The organism is Pandoraea eparura (assembly GCF_902459725.1).
In the GTDB taxonomy this organism is placed as follows: Bacteria; Pseudomonadota; Gammaproteobacteria; order Burkholderiales; family Burkholderiaceae; genus Pandoraea; species Pandoraea eparura.
In genome coordinates this window covers 577577-594652 of sequence record NZ_CABPSH010000003.1, presented here as the reverse complement: position 1 = coordinate 594652, position 17076 = coordinate 577577, and the positions used below count along the sequence as shown (strand labels likewise).

The window sequence follows — 17076 nt, the reverse complement described above, 5'->3', positions numbered from 1 at the left end:
GGTGGCGGCGGTGGCGGCGGTGGCGGTGGTAATGCGCCCGGCGGCAGCGGTGGCGCGAGCACCGGTGGAGGCGTCGGCGCTTCCGGCCCAGGCGGTCTCGGCATCGGTGGCGCGGCTGGCGGTAACGGACTTGCCGCGTTCGGCGGCCCCAGTGGTTTCGGCGGTGGTGGTGGATGTTCGATGAACGGCTTGAATGGCGAGGAGACGTGTCCCTGAGTCCGTCGCAGGCGGGCCCGCAGGCGATCGGCACAACGCAGGCGGGCGCTGCCCCGAGGCATTTTCCCCAAATAGCGAATCTTGCAGGTTAATCGCCGGTTCCTGATGCGACCGGCTGACGGCTTCGCTGTCAGCCGTGCCACCCCCCCCCGGCCCGTGATCAGGCAGTTCTCCCGGCGACGCGCCCCTTCGGATGACCGAAGGGGCGTTTTTTTGCGGCGACCGGTCTGTCGTCCCGCGTTGGGGATATCGACATGCCGATTTCGTATTTCGCGTAAACCCGCATTTATGGCAGCATCGCGGGTCTGGGTCGTGCAGAGGCATTGCTGTGCCCTCGCGACCGTTGTGGACCCATCAAGTCCGCCCCCATCGAACCGGCGCTCAACAGGCGCCAAATGAGCAACAGGAGAAATCGCCCATGCTGTCCCGTCCACTGATTCACGCGTTCCTCGGCGCCACGTTCGCGCTGGCCTCTCTAGGCGCCACGGCCCAGACGGCCGCCAAGCCCCTGAAGGTCGGCACGATGGCCGGCTCGGACGCACAGATCTTCGAAGTCGTGAAGAAGGTCGCCCACCAGCGCGGCCTGGAGATCAAGATCATCGAATTCAGTGACTACGCACAGCCGAACGCCGCGCTCGACGCCGGCGATCTGGATGCCAATGGCTTCCAGCACAAGCCGTTCCTCGACAGCCAGGTCAGGGATCGCGGCTACAAGATCGTGAGCGCCGGTCTTACGTACGTCTCGCCGCTGGGCTATTACTCGAAGAAATACAAGTCGCTGAAGGACCTGCCGAATGGCGCCAAGGTCGGCATCCAGAACGATCCGTCGAACGGCAATCGCGCGTTGCTCCTGCTGCAGAAGGAAGGCCTGATCAAGCTGCGCACCGGTGCCGGTGTCGACGGCAAGAACGCGACCCCGCTGGACATCGCCGAAAACCCGAAGAAGCTCAAGATCGTGGAGCTCGAAGCCGCACAACTGCCGCGCGCACTGCCGGATCTGGACGCTGCCTCGATCAACACCAACTTCGCCGCGCAAGCCGGCCTGGTGCCCAAGCGTGACGCCATCGCGATCGAAGACCTGAAGGGGCCTTACGCCAACCTGATCGCCGTGCGCGCACAAGACGCGAACAAGCCGTGGGTCAAGCAACTGGTCGACGCTTACCACTCCGACGAAGTGAAGAAGTTCATCGAGACGCAGTTCAAGGGCGCGCTGATTCCGACGTGGTAATCGCAGGCGACGGACAATATGCGCGTTGCGCGTATCGTCTGCAGGACTGGACGAACCGGGGTTTCGACCCCGGTTTTTTTATGTCGCCGCGACTGGCAAAGACGGTTATATCGCAGCGCAGGCGTGACATCGTTTGACTAGAATAAAAGAGAGATCCGGACCGACGGGAGGTCGCCATGTCCATGCTCAACGTCTCGATGATGCTTGTGGCGCTGCTGGTGGGCTTCGCCATTGGCATGTTCTTCGATCATTTCTGGGTGACGCATCACGACGAGCCGTCCCAGCACCGGCGCCTGGACTGGCATGAGATGTGGGACCGCATCCGTCACCAGCACTGACGCGGTGAGTCGCACCTGAGCGGTACGCCTCAGTCGCCGGCGGTGTCGCGCAGTTTTCGCCAGAGCGTCGAGCGGCTGATGCCCAGTGCCTCGCAGGCGGCGCCGCGGTCGCCACCGCACGCCGCCAGTGTGGCATGAATGCGCGCCAGTTCTTCTGCTGCGCGACGGGCGCGGCCTGTCAGCGGCGCTGATGGTGTCGCGTCGGTGCCTGCGTCGGTCAAGCCGGCGGGACGCGAATCTCGCGCGCCTGTTTGCCGTTCGCTGTTCGTTTTTGAAACGTCGGGCGGCATGCGTGTGCCAAGTGCATGGGGCATCGCCCCCAACTCCGGGGCAATCTCGACCAAGCGCGCGCGGCTGATCTCGCGCGCGTCGACGACATCCGCGCAAACGACGGCAATCCGTTCCAGCAGATTCTCCAGTTCGCGGACATTCCCAGGCCAGTGATAGGTTGCGAGCAGTGGCAGCAGCGACGCCTGCAACGCTTCGACGCTCATGCGCGCCCCGGCACGGGCGAGCGCGCGTTCGAGAAAGAGCGGGGTGAGGCGCGGCAGGTCGTCCATGCGCTCGCGCAGTGATGGCAGCACCATGCGCAGGATGTTGAGCCGGTAATACAAGTCTTCGCGGAACCCGCCGGCCGCGACGCGCTGGCGAAGATCGCGGTGCGTGGCCGCAATCACGCGCACGTCGCAGGGCACCGGTTCGGTCGCGCCCAGACGCAGCACCTCGCGCTCCTGCAGCACCCGCAACAGGCGCGTTTGCAGCGGCATCGGCATCTCCCCGATTTCGTCGAGAAAAATGGTGCCGTTGTGCGCCGTCTCGAACAGCCCCGCCTTGCCGCCGCGCCGCGCGCCGGAAAAGGCGCCATCCTCGTAGCCGAACAGTTCGCTCTCGAGCAGCGTTTCCGGAAACGCCGCGCAGTTGATCGCGACGAACGGATAGTCGCGCCGTCGACTGGCGTTGTGGATGCCTTGCGCGAGCAGTTCCTTGCCCGTGCCGCTCTCGCCGTGGACGAGCACGGTCGAGTCGGTTTGCGCGTAGCGGCGTGCCAATGCGCGCACTTGCGTCATCGCGTCCGAATCGCCGATGAGATCGTCGAGGCGGTAGCGCGCCACGAGATGGCGCGGGCGATGGCGCGAGCGTAGCGAGCGATCGACGCGCGCGAACGACTGCGAGTCCTGGCAGGTCAGCAGCGCGCCCGTGAGCGTGCCCTGGTCGAGCAAGGGAATGCGGTTGATGACCCACGTCTTGCCGGCCATCGAGACGATGGCCTCGAGTTCGGCGCTCGCACTCTCCAGCGTGCGCGCGATGTCGAGCGCCGGGGCGATGACGTCAAGCGGACGGCCGAGCGCGTCGGCTACGCTCACGCCGAGCATGCCGGCCATTGATGCGTTGATCGCTTCGATGCGTCCGTTCAGATCGACGGCCGCTACCCCTTCGTGCAGGTGCCGCAGCACCGTATCGAGCCGCTCGCGGCGTTGCGCTTCAATGCGCCCGAAGCGCGCCACTTCGAGCGCCGTGTCGAACGCGGCGCGCACCGAATCCTGCGAATAGAGAAAGACGCCCGTGAGTCCGGCTCGCTCGGCCAGCTCGCTCACCAGCCCGGGGCCGACGATGACCTCGATGCCTTCGTCGCGCAAGCGGTGTACGAGGTCTTCCGCATCGTGGCGGTCGAAATAGGCGTGTTGCGAGATATCGAGGTGGAAGGCGCTCTTGAAGCGCTCGAATTCGGGCGCGGGGCGGGCGTACGACACCAGCGCAATACGCGACGCGGGCGAGACGGCCGACGCGGGTGACGAGGGTGGCAAGGGTGACGAGGGTGGCAAGGGTGACGAGGGTGGCAAGGGTGAGGGCGACGACAGGGCGCGGCGTGCCCGTGCCAACGCGTGCATCACGTCGAAGCCGGTCACCTTCACGAGCACCACGGGCAGGGCCAGGCGCTCGCGCAGGAAGGCGCCGTTCGAGCCGGCCGCCACGATGCCGTCGACGCTGCCGGCGGGCAGACGCGCCAACGCGTCGATGACGGCTTCATAACCCTTGTCGATGATCTGCACCTCGGCTTGCGCGGCGTAGTCCGGCACGATGTCGCGATACAGTTCGCCGAGCTTGCTGATGCCCACGGCCCAGATTACGGGCTTTCGAACGGCGGTGACCGGTTGCGCAAACCCCGTGCGGCGGGCGCTCGCGGCCGCAGAGGGCAGGCGGGGAGGCAATTCGGCAGCGGGGTTGGGCATGGCCTGACTCATCGGTATGCGCGGGGTGGCGCGGGTAAGGTGCGGCTAGTGCGCGGGCGGCGGGGCGGACGGGCGTCGCTACGACAGACTGATTCGAATCGTAGCACAATGCAATGATGTGTTTCATTATGAGTTTCATAATGAAACAAAATGAAACGCTTTGACAGCGCGAGGCAAGCGGATCATCTTGACGCGCGCGTCACATCCGAGAAGAATTTCCGCTGCGAAATGAACGTCTTAGCGACGCGGTGCCGCACTTGGCGCGCGCCGGGATAGCGGGCTGGCACGGCCATTGCTAATGTCCTTGCCATTACTCAACCCACGTGCGATTCGGCGGCGTTCCACCGTCGGTCGCGCACGACACGACCGAGGCACTCACGTGACGCAAACCCATCGTTCGGCCGGCGCCGCTTTCCGCGAGGCCGTCAAGACCGAGCAACCGTTGCAGGTTGTCGGCGCCATCAACGCGAACCACGCCCTGCTGGCCAAGGCGGCCGGATTCAAGGCGATCTACCTGTCCGGCGGCGGGGTGGCGGCGGGGTCGCTCGGCCTGCCCGATTTGGGCATCTCCACGCTCGACGACGTGCTCACCGACGTGCGCCGCATCACCGACGTGTGCGACCTGCCGTTGCTCGTCGACGTCGATACCGGCTTCGGGCCGTCGGCATTCAACATTGCGCGCACGGTGCAATCGCTCATCAAGTTTGGCGCGGGCGCCATGCACATCGAGGACCAGGTCGGCGCGAAGCGCTGCGGCCACCGTCCGGGCAAGGCCATCGTGAGCCAGCAGGAGATGGTCGATCGCATCAAGGCGGCGGTCGATGCCCGCACCGATGAGAACTTCGTGATCATGGCGCGCACCGATGCGCTGGCCGTGGAGGGTCTGCAGGCTGCCATCGATCGCGCCTGCGCGTGCGTCGAAGCCGGCGCCGACATGATCTTCCCGGAGGCGATGACCGAGTTGCCGATGTACCGCCAGTTCTCCGACGCCGTGAAAGTGCCGGTGCTCGCGAACATCACCGAGTTCGGCGCGACGCCGCTGTTCACGGTGGAAGAACTCAAGAGCGCGCAGGTCGGGCTCGTGCTGTACCCGCTCTCCGCCTTCCGTGCCATGAACAAGGCGGCACAGAACGTCTACCAGACGATTCGCCGAGACGGCACGCAAAAGGCCGTGCTCGACACGATGCAAACCCGCGCCGAACTCTATGAGAGCATCGGCTACCACGATTACGAACAGAAGCTCGACGCGCTGTTCGCCCAACAGAAATAACCGAATCCCTGATCCTGGAGGAATGAGCATGAGCGAGACGACCGCCACCGGCTTCAAGCCGAAGAAATCCGTCGCCCTGTCGGGGGTGACCGCCGGCAATACCGCCCTGTGTACGGTGGGCCGTTCGGGCAACGATCTGCACTACCGCGGCTACGACATTCTGGATCTGGCCCAGACCTCGGAGTTCGAGGAAATCGCTTACCTGCTCGTCTACGGCAAGCTGCCTAGCGTGGCGGAGCTGCGCGGCTACAAGGCCAAGCTCAAGGCGCTGCGCGGCTTGCCGGCCGCCGTCAAGGACGCGCTCGAAACCGTGCCTGCCGCCGCCCATCCGATGGACGTGATGCGCACGGGCGTCTCGGTGCTCGGCACCGTGTTACCGGAGAAGGATGACCACAATGTGCCGGGCGCGCGCGACATCGCCGACCGTCTGATGGCCAGCTTCGGCTCGATGCTGCTGTACTGGTACCACTTCAGCCACAATGGCGTGCGCATCGATGTGGAGACGGACGATGACAGCATCGGCGGCCACTTCCTGCACCTGCTGCACGGCGAGAAGCCGTCGGACCTGTGGGTGCGTGCCATGCACACTTCGCTGATCCTGTACGCGGAGCACGAATTCAACGCGTCCACGTTCACCGCGCGCGTGATCGCGGGCACGGGCTCGGACATGCACTCCGCCATCACCGGTGCCATCGGCGCGCTGCGCGGCCCGAAGCACGGTGGCGCGAACGAAGTGGCGTTCGAGATCCAGAAGCGCTACGACTCGCCCGACGACGCCGAGGCCGATATCCGCCGCCGCGTCGAGAACAAGGAAGTCATCATCGGCTTCGGTCACCCGGTCTACACCGTGAGCGATCCGCGCAACAAGGTCATCAAGGAAGTCGCGCACGAATTGTCGAAAGACCAGCAGAACACGAAGATGTACGACATCGCCGAGCGACTGGAGTCGGTGATGTGGGACGTCAAGAAGATGTTCCCGAACCTGGACTGGTTCAGCGCCGTGAGCTACCACATGATGGGGGTGCCGACGGCGATGTTCACGCCGCTGTTCGTGATTGCGCGCACGTCCGGCTGGAGTGCCCACGTCATCGAGCAACGCATCGACAACAAGATCATTCGTCCGAGCGCCAATTACACCGGTCCGGAAGACCAGCAGTTCGTGCCGATCGAAAAGCGTTGAGCCTGCCTGCGACAGGCATTTCTCGCCCGGAAGGCCCGGGGCGGTGGCATCGACGCCGCTGTCCCGGGCCTTCCGGCACGCAGGCACGTTGTCTGCACAGGCTTCACGCCGCCATCCACCGGGCCGATACCTTCCTCACATGATGAATACCGAATACCGCAAATCCCTGCCCGGGACGTCGCTCGATTACTTCGACGCCCGCGCCGCTGTCGAGGCCATTGCGCCGGGCGCCTACGACACGCTGCCCTACACGTCGCGCGTGCTGGCCGAGAACCTCGTGCGCCGCTGCGACCCGGCGGCGCTGACCGATTCCCTCAAGCAACTGATCGAGCGACGCCGCGATCTCGATTTCCCCTGGTTTCCTGCCCGCGTAGTGTGTCACGACATTCTCGGCCAGACCGCGCTTGTCGACCTTGCCGGGCTGCGTGACGCCATCGCGGCGCAAGGCGGCGATCCCGCGCTGGTCAATCCGGTGGTGCCGACGCAGCTCGTCGTCGATCACTCGCTCGCCGTCGAGTGCGGCGGCTTCGATCCCGACGCGTTCGCGAAGAACCGCGCCATCGAGGATCGTCGCAATGAAGACCGCTTCGACTTCATCAACTGGACGAAGCAAGCGTTCCGCAATGTCGACGTGATTCCGCCGGGCAACGGCATCCTGCACCAGATCAATCTGGAGCGCATGAGCCCGGTGGTTCAGGTCGCGCACGGGGTGGCCTACCCGGATACGCTCGTGGGCACCGACTCGCATACGCCGATGGTCGATGCGCTGGGCGTGATCGCCATCGGCGTGGGCGGGCTGGAAGCGGAGAGTGTGATGCTCGGGCGCGCGTCGTGGATGCGACTGCCGGATATCGTCGGCGTGGCACTGACGGGCAGGCCGCAGCCGGGCATCACGGCGACCGATATCGTGCTGGCGCTCACCGAGTTCCTGCGCAAGGAAAAGGTCGTGTCGGCCTACCTCGAGTTCTATGGCGACGGGGCCGCGAACCTTACGCTGGGCGACCGCGCCACGATCTCGAACATGGCGCCCGAATTCGGCGCCACGGCGGCGATGTTCTACATCGACGCGCAAACGATCAAGTATCTGAAGCTCACTGGCCGCGACGACGCGCAGGTCGCGCTGGTCGAGACCTATGCGAAGCAGACCGGCCTCTGGGCCGACACGCTGGCGCACGCGCAGTACGAGCGCGTGCTCACGTTCGACCTCTCAAGCGTGGTGCGCAACATCGCCGGCCCGTCGAATCCGCACAAGCGTGTGCCGACGAGCGAGCTGGCCGCGCGCGGCATCAGCGGCAAGGTCGAGAACGAGCCGGGCCGGATGCCCGACGGCGCGGTCATCATCGCCGCGATCACGAGCTGCACGAACACGAACAACCCGCGCAACATGATTGCGGCAGGCCTGTTCGCGCGCAACGCCAATCGCGCGGGGCTCACGCGCAAGCCGTGGGTGAAGAGTTCGCTCGCCCCGGGGTCGAAGGCAGTCACGCTGTATCTGGAAGCCGCTGGGCTGCTGCCGGAACTGGAGAAGCTCGGTTTCGGCGTGGTCGCTTACGCGTGCACGTCGTGCAACGGCATGTCGGGCGCGCTCGACCCGGTTATCCAGCAAGAGATCATCGACCGCGACCTGTATGCCACGGCCGTGCTCTCGGGCAACCGCAACTTCGACGGCCGCATCCACCCGTATGCGAAGCAGGCGTTCCTCGCGTCGCCGCCGCTGGTGGTGGCCTACGCCATCGCCGGCACGATCCGTTTCGACATCGAGAAGGACGTGCTGGGGGTCGATGCCAATGGCAAGCCGGTGCGTCTGGCCGACCTGTGGCCGAGCGACGAAGAGATCGACGCGATCATCGAGCGCAGTGTCAAGCCGGAGCAGTTCCGTCGCGTGTACGAGCCGATGTTTGCCGCCTCGGTCGACGCGGGCGAGCCGGCCGACCCACTGTACGACTGGCGCGAGATGAGCACCTACATCCGTCGCCCGCCCTACTGGGAAGGGGCGCTCGCGGGTGAGCGCACGTTGCGCGGCATGCGCGCGCTAGCGGTGCTGGGCGACAACATCACGACCGACCACCTTTCGCCGTCGAACGCGATCATGGCCGACAGCGCGGCGGGCGAGTACCTCGCGAAGATGGGCCTGCCGGAAGAGGACTTCAATTCGTACGCCACGCACCGCGGCGATCACCTGACGGCGCAGCGCGCCACGTTCGCCAACCCGACGCTCAAGAACGAGATGGTCGTGGTCGACGGGCAGGTCAAGGCGGGGTCGCTCGCGCGGATCGAGCCGGAAGGCAAGGTCACGCGCATGTGGGAGGCGATCGAGACGTACATGGCGCGCAAGCAGCCGCTCATCGTTATCGCCGGGGCCGATTACGGCCAGGGCTCGTCGCGCGACTGGGCGGCCAAGGGCGTGCGACTGGCGGGTACCGAGGCGATTGTCGCCGAAGGCTTCGAGCGCATTCACCGCACCAATCTGGTCGGCATGGGCGTATTGCCGCTCGAATTCAAGCCAGGTACGAACCGCAAGACGCTCGGCATTGACGGCAGCGAGACCTTCGACGTGATCGGTGAGCGCACGCCGCGCGCCGATCTCACGCTGGTGGTTCATCGTCGGAATGGCGAGCGCGTGGAAGTGCCCGTGACCTGCCGTCTCGATACGGCGGAGGAAGTGTCGATCTACGAGGCAGGCGGAGTGCTGCAGCGCTTCGCGCAGGACTTTCTGGAATCGTCGCAGGCGGCAGCCTGAGGAGAGACGTGATGGCGCATCAGCCACAAATTCGTATTCCCGCCACGTATATGCGTGGCGGCACCAGCAAGGGCGTGTTCTTTCGCCTGCAGGACCTGCCCGCCCCCGCGCAGGTGCCGGGGGCGGCGCGCGACGCGCTGCTCATGCGCGTGATCGGCAGCCCGGATCCCTACGGCAAGCAGATCGACGGCATGGGCGGGGCCACGTCGAGCACGAGCAAGACCGTCATCCTCGCGAAGAGCGAGCGGCCGGGGCACGATGTGGACTATTTGTTCGGCCAGGTGTCGATCGACCAGAAGTTTGTCGACTGGAGCGGCAACTGCGGCAATCTGTCGGCGGCCGTCGGCCCGTTCGCGATCAGCGGCGGGCTGGTGGACCCGGCGCGGGTGCCGCGCGATGGCGTGGCCGTCGTGCGGATCTGGCAGGCCAACATCGGCAAGACGATCATCGCGCACGTGCCGATGACCGGCGGTGCGGTGCAGGAGACGGGGGATTTCGAACTCGACGGCGTGACGTTTCCGGCCGCCGAAGTCCAGCTCGAATTTCTCGATCCGGCCGCCGAGGAAGACGGTGAGGGCGGGGCCATGTTCCCGACCGGCAATCTCATCGACGACCTCGAAGTCCCCGGTGTGGGCACCTTCAAGGCCACGATGATCAACGCCGGCATTCCGACCATTTTCCTCAACGCCGAAGACATCGGCTATCGGGGCACGGAATTGCAGGACGCGATCAACAGCGACGCGAAGGCGCTTGCCATGTTCGAGACCATTCGCGCGTACGGCGCGATCCGCATGGGCCTGATCCAGGACGTGTCGGAAGCCGCGACGCGTCAGCACACGCCGAAGGTCGCGTTCGTGGCAAAGCCGGCCGGTTACACGGCGTCGAGCGGCAAGACCGTGAATCCGGGCGACATCGATCTGCTGGTGCGTGCGCTGTCGATGGGCAAGCTGCATCACGCCATGATGGGCACGGCGGCGGTTTGCATCGGCGCTGCGGCGTCGATTCCGGGCACGCTGGTCAACCTGGCCGCCGGTGGCGGCGCGCGTAACGCGGTGCGCTTCGGGCATCCGTCGGGCACTTTGCGCGTCGGCGCGGAGGCGAAACAGGACGGTGGCGAGTGGACGGTCACCAAGGCCATCATGAGCCGCAGCGCCCGGGTGTTAATGGAAGGCTGGGTGCGCATTCCCGGCGACGCGTTCTGACGTCGTGACGTGTTGACGGTTTGACGTTCGCCCCGCGCTGACGGCGGGGGGGGCGTGGGGATCCCGGCGGCCGGTGAGCATCCTGCTCTCCGGCCGCTTATCATGGGAGGTCTCGGGAAGTCGCCGGCGCCTTGGTGGGATGGCGGCTTTCGTCAACGTCACAGGAGGCCGCCCATGTCCGCAGGCATCTCGAATGTGCGTCCCGCGCCCGACAAGGTGCTGACCGATATTGTCGATTACGTCCTCACCTATGAGGTCCGCAGCGATCTCGCCTTCGACACCGCTCGCCATTGTCTGATCGACACCCTTGGGTGCGGCTTCGAGGCGCTGTCCTATCCGGCCTGCACCAAGCTGCTCGGGCCCATCGTGCCGGGCACGGTCGTGCCGAACGGCGCAAAGGTGCCCGGCACGCCGTATCAGCTCGACCCCGTGCAGGCAGCGTTCAATCTGGGCTCGATGATTCGCTGGCTCGACTTCAACGACACGTGGCTCGCGGCCGAATGGGGGCACCCGTCGGACAATCTCGGCGGCATTCTCATGACGGCCGACTGGCTTTCACGCACCGCGGTGTCGCAGGGGCAGCCGCCGCTGACGATGCGCCATGTGCTCGCCGCGATGATCAAGGCGCACGAGATCCAGGGCTGTCTGGCACTGGAGAATTCATTCAACCAGGTTGGACTCGATCATGTGGTGCTGGTGAAGGTGGCGTCGACGGCGGTCGTCGGCGAAATGCTCGGACTCTCACGTGACGAACTGATCAACGCGCTCTCGCTAGCGTTCGTCGATGGACAGAGCCTGCGCACGTATCGCCATGCGCCGAACACCGGCAGCCGCAAATCGTGGGCGGCGGGCGACGCCACCAGCCGGGCCGTGCGGCTCGCACTCATGGCGCGCACGGGCGAGATGGGCTACCCGTCGGTACTCACCGCCAAGACGTGGGGCTTCTATGACGTGCTGTTCAAAGGCAAGCCGTTTGCGTTCCAACGCCCTTATGGCGAGTACGTGATGGAAAACGTGCTGTTCAAGATTTCATTCCCGGCGGAGTTCCATGCGCAGACGGCGGCAGAGGCGGCAATGACGTTGCACCGCCAGTTGGTGTCGATGGGACGCGATGCGCAGGACATCCAGTCGGTGACGATTCGCACGCACGCCGCGGCGATTCGCATCATCGACAAGCAAGGGCCGCTCGCCAATCCGGCGGATCGCGATCACTGCATCCAGTACATGGTGGCGGTACCGTTGGTGTTCGGGCGACTGACGGCGGGCGATTACGAAGATGACGTTGCCGCCGATCCTCGCATCGATGCGCTGCGTGCGAAGATCGTCTGCAAGGAAGACCCGCAATTCACGCGGGATTATCACGATCCCGGCAAGCGGTCGATCGCCAATGGACTGAGCGTCACCCTGACCGACGGGACGAAGCTCGACGAAGTGCTCGTCGAATACCCCATTGGCCACAGGCGTCGCCGTGACGAGGGGATGCCGCTGCTCGTTGAGAAGTTCAAGACAAACCTGGCGCGGCGCTTCGCGGCGCGTGCGCAGGCGCGCATTCTTGACGTCGCGCTCGATCGGCAACGACTCGAGGCGATGCCGGTGCATCAATTTGTGGATCTGATGGTGTGAGCGCCCGGCGACGCCGATTGCCCACGCGGTGTGGGGTGGCGGTGGCGGGAGCGGCCGTCGACGCATCGACGGATTGACGAATCGGCGGATCGAAAAATCGACAGCGGCGCATGAGCGGTCCGATGACTATCGGACCGCCGCGGGAAGGCGGATTCAGCCCTTGTGCGTGTAACGCAGGCGCGTCATCTGTTCCGCGCTGTCGGCCAGCAGCCCGGCCGCATCGGCAATCGCTTTTTCCAGCGTGGTCGGTCCGAACGTCAGCGAGAAGCATCCCGAGAACACGCGCGACAGGCTATCGAGCGCGCTGCGATCGATAGCGCCCGAGAGCAGCGAGGCCGTTGCGCCGGCCTTGATCGCCACCTGCGCGGCAATCATCGGCGTCTTGCCGGAAAGCGTCTGACCGTCGCTGCGGCCTTCGCCGGTGATGAGCCAATCGGCCCCTTCCACGGCTTGCGGCAGCCCGACACGCTCGGCCACGACTTCCGCGCCGGAGCGGAACTTCGCGCCCAGCAGATGCAGGGCAAAGCCCAGGCCGCCTGCCGCCCCCGCGCCCGCGCGGCTGGCGGCTTGATTGGCATTGAACGCCCGGTGCGCATGTTCGGCGAAATGCGCGATGGCCCGGTCGAGCGGCTCGATTTGCGCGCCGCTCACGCCCTTTTGCGGCCCGAAGATCGCCGTGGCGCCTTGCGGGCCGTTGAGCGGGTTGTTCACGTCGGACATGGCGATCAGTTCGCAGTCCTTCAGGCGGGCGTCCAGCCCGTTCAGATCGATCGACGCCACGCGATGCAGCGCGGCGGGCACCGGCGGCACCGCTTCGCCCGACGCGTCGAGCAAGCGCGCACCGAGGCCGACGAGCAGGCCCGCGCCCCCGTCGTTCGTGCTGCTGCCGCCCAGACCGATCAGCACCCGGCGCGCGCCGGTGTCGAGCAGTGCGCGCAGCAATTCGCCCAGGCCAACCGTCGAGCGCTCGGCCACCGGCGTCTGCATGCCGACCGGGTCGGTGATGCTCACCACGTTGGCGCTTTCCAGCACGCCCGTGCCGTCCGGCATGACGCCATACTCGGCCATCACCGATGCCTGACCGGCGCCACGCACCGAAAGCGGGACACGGCGCCCGCCCGCGGAGAGCAGGGCGTCGAGCGTGCCTTCGCCGCCGTCCGCCATCGGACGCAACCGCAGGTCGGCCTGCGGCAGTACGCGCGCAATGCCGGATGCGATGGCGCGGGCCACTTCCGGGGCACTCAGCGAACCTTTGAACGAATCGGGGGCGATGACGATGATCGGGGCTTGCGCATTGCTGGACATGGAAATCAGGACAGTCGCAAAAAGGGATACGGGTTGGCAGGGGTCACGTGCGCGTCATGCCCGTTGTTTGTTTTCGCTTATGGCGTACCGGCCGGACGGTTTATCCTGGGCCCGGTAGACGGGATGGCGCGTCGGCTCGCAACAGGGTTGGACGCGAGACGATGCGACGCAGTGTGACAGAAACCAGCAATATACGCGATTCGGGCCAGCGCGCATTGCGCGAATTGCCATGCTATGAATAACGCGGGTAAGATGGGCGCCAACTGACGGCGCGTCGCCCGAAACGCCGCATGGCTCGCGAAAGCCCGAGCCGATGCAGGGACTGCCTGGGCGCGTGTCGGCATGACCGGCGCAGAATCAACGACTATCACGACGCAAGGGGGTGGCGCGACATGCAGGCACGATGTCGTCGCGTGGCCAACCGCCGTCGAGCGCCGGGACCAGATACCAAGTTGTCGCCACGACGATGCCCGGCTGGCTGCGGCAGAAGCATGACGTTGCGTGCGCGACAGCCATATGCGAGCGTGGAGCGGGGCATGAACCGGGGCAAGGACTGGAATTCGGGCACGTCGCGCGTGTCGCGGCGCAGTCGGGTGGGCGCAGTGGCCGCAGTGGGCCTGGGGCTCGCCGTGTGGCTGGCCGGCTGTGCGCAGACGGCGCCGGTCGTCGCGCATGACGATCCGCCGGTGGGCAGCGTGGCCGACGTTGCACCGGAAAATGTCAAAGTCGAGACGTTCCCTGCCTATCGCGACACGGTCGCGGACGCCCGGGACAATGGGGTGGTCTGGCAAGGATCGTCGAAGAAGCCATTTGCCCGCGTGAGCGCCTGCACGGCACGTCTGTGGAAGCGGCAACTGCCCCACGCGAGCCTGCAACGCTTGAAGGCAGGCGCGGGCCAGACGCTCGAACTCTCCTCCAAAGACGACGGCGTGCTCGCCATTCTCGATCTGATGCCGCACAGGCCGGGCAGCGAAGGCGCCCTGTATCTCGGTTCGACGGGCCCCCAATCGCTCGCCGACGCCGTGCGCCGGTGCCTTTGAGGCGATCGCGTCGCACGTTGAAGCGAGCTTTCATGCAGCGCTCACGGTAGCGTCATACCCCGTCGGGGTATCATGACGGCGAACGCGCGGCCGGCCGGGCCGCGCGAAGGCTTTTACTGCGTGCGTGCCGATGTCCCATACTGAATCCATCGACGTCTCCGAGGCGCAAACGACTGCCGCCGATGCCGGGCAGGCCTTGCCGAACCCGCGCCAGCAGGCGCTTTTCGACGCCGTTCGTCGCGATGGCTTTCTTACGGTCGATGCGCTTGCCGTGCGCTTCGACGTGACGCCGCAGACGATCCGGCGCGACATCAACTTCCTGGCCGAACGCAAATGGGTGCGTCGCTACCATGGCGGCGTCGGACTGCCGGGCGGGGCCGAGAACGACGCCTACGATGCCCGCCAGACACAGTTGGCGGACGAGAAGCGCCGCATCGCAGTGCGCCTTGCCGAACAAGTCCCCGATCACGCCTCGCTCTTCATCAATCTGGGCACCACGACGGAAGCCGTAGCGCGGGCGCTGTCGAGTCACCGGGGGCTGCGCGTCATCACCAACAATCTGCATGTCGCGGCCATGATGAGCGGCTACGCCGACGCCGAGGTCATCATTGCCGGCGGCGTCGTGCGCGCTCGCGACCAAGGGGTCACGGGCGAAGCCACGCTCGATTTCATCCGCCAGTTCAAAGTGGATTTCGGTATCGTCGGGATCTCCGCCATCGACGCCGACGGCACGTTGCGCGACTTCGACTACCGCGAGGTGCGCGTGGCCGAGGCGATCATCGCGCACTCCCGCACCGTCTTCCTGGCGGCCGATCACAGCAAGTTCGGGCGCCCGGCGCTCGTGCGCCTGGGACACCTGTCGCAGGTCGATGCCCTGTTTACCGATCGCCCGGTGCCCGAGGGCATGGCCGACGTGATCGCCGAGGCCGGTACGCGGGTACACGTCGCGACCTGATCCCTACCGTCGCCTCCCACTCACGCGCGAATTCGCACATCGAATGGCAAGAATGTGCGAATTCGAAAATTCTCTGGGCAATTCTGGTAGAATTCCCATCTGATTGTTCGTTAACGAATATCGAAAACGAACATTTTCGAATTTTCCCTGATTTGACGCCCATCCCCCGGGAGTGACGACGTGCAGACACCCGCTCTATCGCCATCGGACAACGTGCTGCCGCCTTATGACCTGCTGGTCGTGGGCGGCGGGATCAACGGAACGGGCATCGCGCGCGACGCCGCCGGTCGCGGCTTGCGCGTCGTGCTCGTCGAGCAGGACGATCTGGCGTCCCATACGTCATCGGCCAGTACCAAGCTGATTCATGGGGGGCTGCGCTACCTGGAGTATTACGAGTTCGGTCTGGTGCGCAAGGCGTTGCAGGAGCGCGAGGTGTTGCTGCGTGCCGCGCCCCACATCATGTGGCCGCTGCGCTTCGTGATGCCGCATATGCCGAACCTGCGCCCCGCGTGGATGATTCGCGCAGGACTGTTTCTTTACGATCACCTTGCGCGGCGCGACATCCTGCCCGGCTCGCGTGGTATCGATTTGCGCCGGCATCCGGCCGGCGCACCGCTGCGTGGCGATCTGACGCGCGGCTTTGTCTATTCGGACGGCTGGGTGCAGGACGCGCGTCTGGTCGTACTCAACGCGCAGGACGCGGCCGAGCGCGGCGCGACGATTCTCACGCGCACGCGGCTCACGGGCGCCGAGCGTGGCGAGCGTCTGTGGACGGCCCAACTCGAGACGACCGAAGGCGTGCGCCAGACGGTGCGCGCGCGTGCCATCGTCAACGCGGCCGGGCCGTGGGTCGGTCAACTGCTTGGCGACGTGCTGCGCCAGAGCGCCACGCATCGTGTGCGCATGGTCAAGGGCAGCCACATCGTCACGCGCAAGCTGTTCGATCACGATCACGCCTACATCTTCCAGAACCCGGACAAGCGCATCATCTTCGCGATTCCCTACGAACGCGACTTCACGCTGATTGGCACGACCGACATCGAGTATCACGGCGATCCCGCGAACGTCGCGATCAACGACGACGAGATCGCCTATCTCTGCCAGTCCGCCAGCGAGTATTTCACCCGGCGGATCGGGCTAGCCGATGTTGTCTGGACATACGCAGGCGTGCGTCCGCTGATGGAGGAGGAAGTCTCGAACCCGTCGGCGGTCACGCGCGATTACAAGCTGGAACTCGACGCGCCCGGCACTCGCGCGCCGCTGCTGTCGGTGTTCGGCGGCAAGATCACGACGTACCGCCGCCTTGCGGAAGAGGCGATGTCGCACCTGCAAGGGCCGCTGGGCTTCACACATGGCGATTGGACGGCAGGTGCAGCACTGCCCGGCGGCGACATGGCCGAGCCGAATGCCGGCGCGTTCGAGACGTCGCTGCGCGCGCAGACGCCGTGGTTGCCGCAGGCGCTGGCGCATCGGTACGCGCGCACCTACGGCACGCGCACGCATGTGCTGCTTGGCGATGCAAGTTCGCTCGACGGACTGGGCCGGCGCATCTGCGGCGATCTTTACGAGGCCGAGCTGCGATATCTTGTGCAATACGAATGGGCGCGCACGGCGCAAGACGTGCTGTGGCGCCGGACCAAACTCGGTCTGCATCTCGGCAAGGATGGCGAATCCAGCGTGCAACAGTGGTTCGCCCAGCAGGCGGAAATGGTGACCTGAGTTCCGCTAAAAATACAGGAGACAAGGGC

At 65.7% G+C, this 17076-nt stretch carries 13 protein-coding genes; 11 read left to right on the top strand and 2 right to left on the bottom strand.

Annotated elements, in window-relative coordinates; all coding sequences use genetic code 11:
- The 3 genes from PEP31012_RS23830 to PEP31012_RS23635 all read left to right on the top strand — a co-directional run.
- A partial coding sequence (locus tag PEP31012_RS23830) for a hypothetical protein (RefSeq protein WP_217427127.1) occupies positions 1 to 216 on the top strand: 216 nt, incomplete at its 5' end.
- 418 nt (positions 217 to 634) lie between these two features.
- On the top strand, positions 635 to 1444 hold the full coding sequence (locus tag PEP31012_RS10655; RefSeq protein ID WP_217427126.1) for a MetQ/NlpA family ABC transporter substrate-binding protein: 810 nt from the start codon (positions 635 to 637) through the stop codon (positions 1442 to 1444).
- Positions 1445 to 1620: 176 nt separating this feature from the next.
- Positions 1621 to 1782, top strand: coding sequence for a hypothetical protein (locus tag PEP31012_RS23635; protein ID WP_017233377.1), 162 nt, complete (start codon positions 1621 to 1623; stop codon positions 1780 to 1782).
- A 29-nt stretch (positions 1783 to 1811) separates the two neighbouring features.
- Here PEP31012_RS23635 and prpR read toward each other — a convergent pair whose 3' ends face one another.
- The gene (gene prpR / locus PEP31012_RS10650; RefSeq protein ID WP_246171231.1) at positions 1812 to 4013 is read right to left on the bottom strand and encodes a propionate catabolism operon regulatory protein PrpR; all 2202 of its coding nucleotides are present in this window, start codon (positions 4011 to 4013) and stop codon (positions 1812 to 1814) included.
- A 379-nt stretch (positions 4014 to 4392) separates the two neighbouring features.
- Between prpR and prpB the strand changes: the two genes are divergently transcribed.
- The 5 genes from prpB (at position 4393) to PEP31012_RS10625 (ending at position 12028) form a co-directional block, all read left to right on the top strand.
- Positions 4393 to 5283 carry a methylisocitrate lyase gene (prpB, locus tag PEP31012_RS10645; RefSeq protein ID WP_150589299.1) on the top strand — a complete coding sequence of 297 codons (891 nt, stop codon included), beginning with the start codon at positions 4393 to 4395 and terminating at the stop codon, positions 5281 to 5283.
- Between the two features lie 28 nt (positions 5284 to 5311).
- Positions 5312 to 6463: a bifunctional 2-methylcitrate synthase/citrate synthase gene (gene prpC, locus PEP31012_RS10640; RefSeq protein ID WP_150589298.1), complete on the top strand. Its 1152-nt coding sequence runs from the start codon at positions 5312 to 5314 to the stop codon at positions 6461 to 6463.
- 139 nt (positions 6464 to 6602) lie between these two features.
- A complete protein-coding gene (gene acnD, locus PEP31012_RS10635) occupies positions 6603 to 9203 on the top strand; it encodes a Fe/S-dependent 2-methylisocitrate dehydratase AcnD (protein ID WP_150589297.1) in 2601 nt (866 codons plus the stop codon).
- Between the two features lie 11 nt (positions 9204 to 9214).
- Positions 9215 to 10405: a 2-methylaconitate cis-trans isomerase PrpF gene (gene prpF / locus PEP31012_RS10630; protein ID WP_150589296.1), complete on the top strand. Its 1191-nt coding sequence runs from the start codon at positions 9215 to 9217 to the stop codon at positions 10403 to 10405.
- Between the two features lie 174 nt (positions 10406 to 10579).
- On the top strand, positions 10580 to 12028 hold the full coding sequence (locus tag PEP31012_RS10625) for a bifunctional 2-methylcitrate dehydratase/aconitate hydratase (RefSeq protein WP_150589295.1): 1449 nt from the start codon (positions 10580 to 10582) through the stop codon (positions 12026 to 12028).
- 153 nt (positions 12029 to 12181) lie between these two features.
- Here PEP31012_RS10625 and PEP31012_RS10620 read toward each other — a convergent pair whose 3' ends face one another.
- Complete coding sequence (locus PEP31012_RS10620) at positions 12182 to 13333, bottom strand: glycerate kinase (RefSeq protein ID WP_150589294.1); 1152 nt, start codon at positions 13331 to 13333, stop codon at positions 12182 to 12184.
- A gap of 536 nt (positions 13334 to 13869) precedes the next feature.
- On the opposite strand from PEP31012_RS10620, the gene PEP31012_RS10615 reads away from it, so the two are divergent.
- The 3 genes from PEP31012_RS10615 (at position 13870) to glpD (ending at position 17047) form a co-directional block, all read left to right on the top strand.
- Entirely contained in the window at positions 13870 to 14373 is a 504-nt protein-coding gene (locus PEP31012_RS10615; protein WP_150589293.1) for a hypothetical protein, read from the top strand.
- A gap of 130 nt (positions 14374 to 14503) precedes the next feature.
- Complete coding sequence (locus PEP31012_RS10610) at positions 14504 to 15328, top strand: DeoR/GlpR family DNA-binding transcription regulator (protein WP_246171230.1); 825 nt, start codon at positions 14504 to 14506, stop codon at positions 15326 to 15328.
- A 180-nt stretch (positions 15329 to 15508) separates the two neighbouring features.
- Entirely contained in the window at positions 15509 to 17047 is a 1539-nt protein-coding gene (glpD, locus tag PEP31012_RS10605; protein ID WP_150589292.1) for a glycerol-3-phosphate dehydrogenase, read from the top strand.
- Positions 17048 to 17076 lie beyond the last annotated feature (29 nt).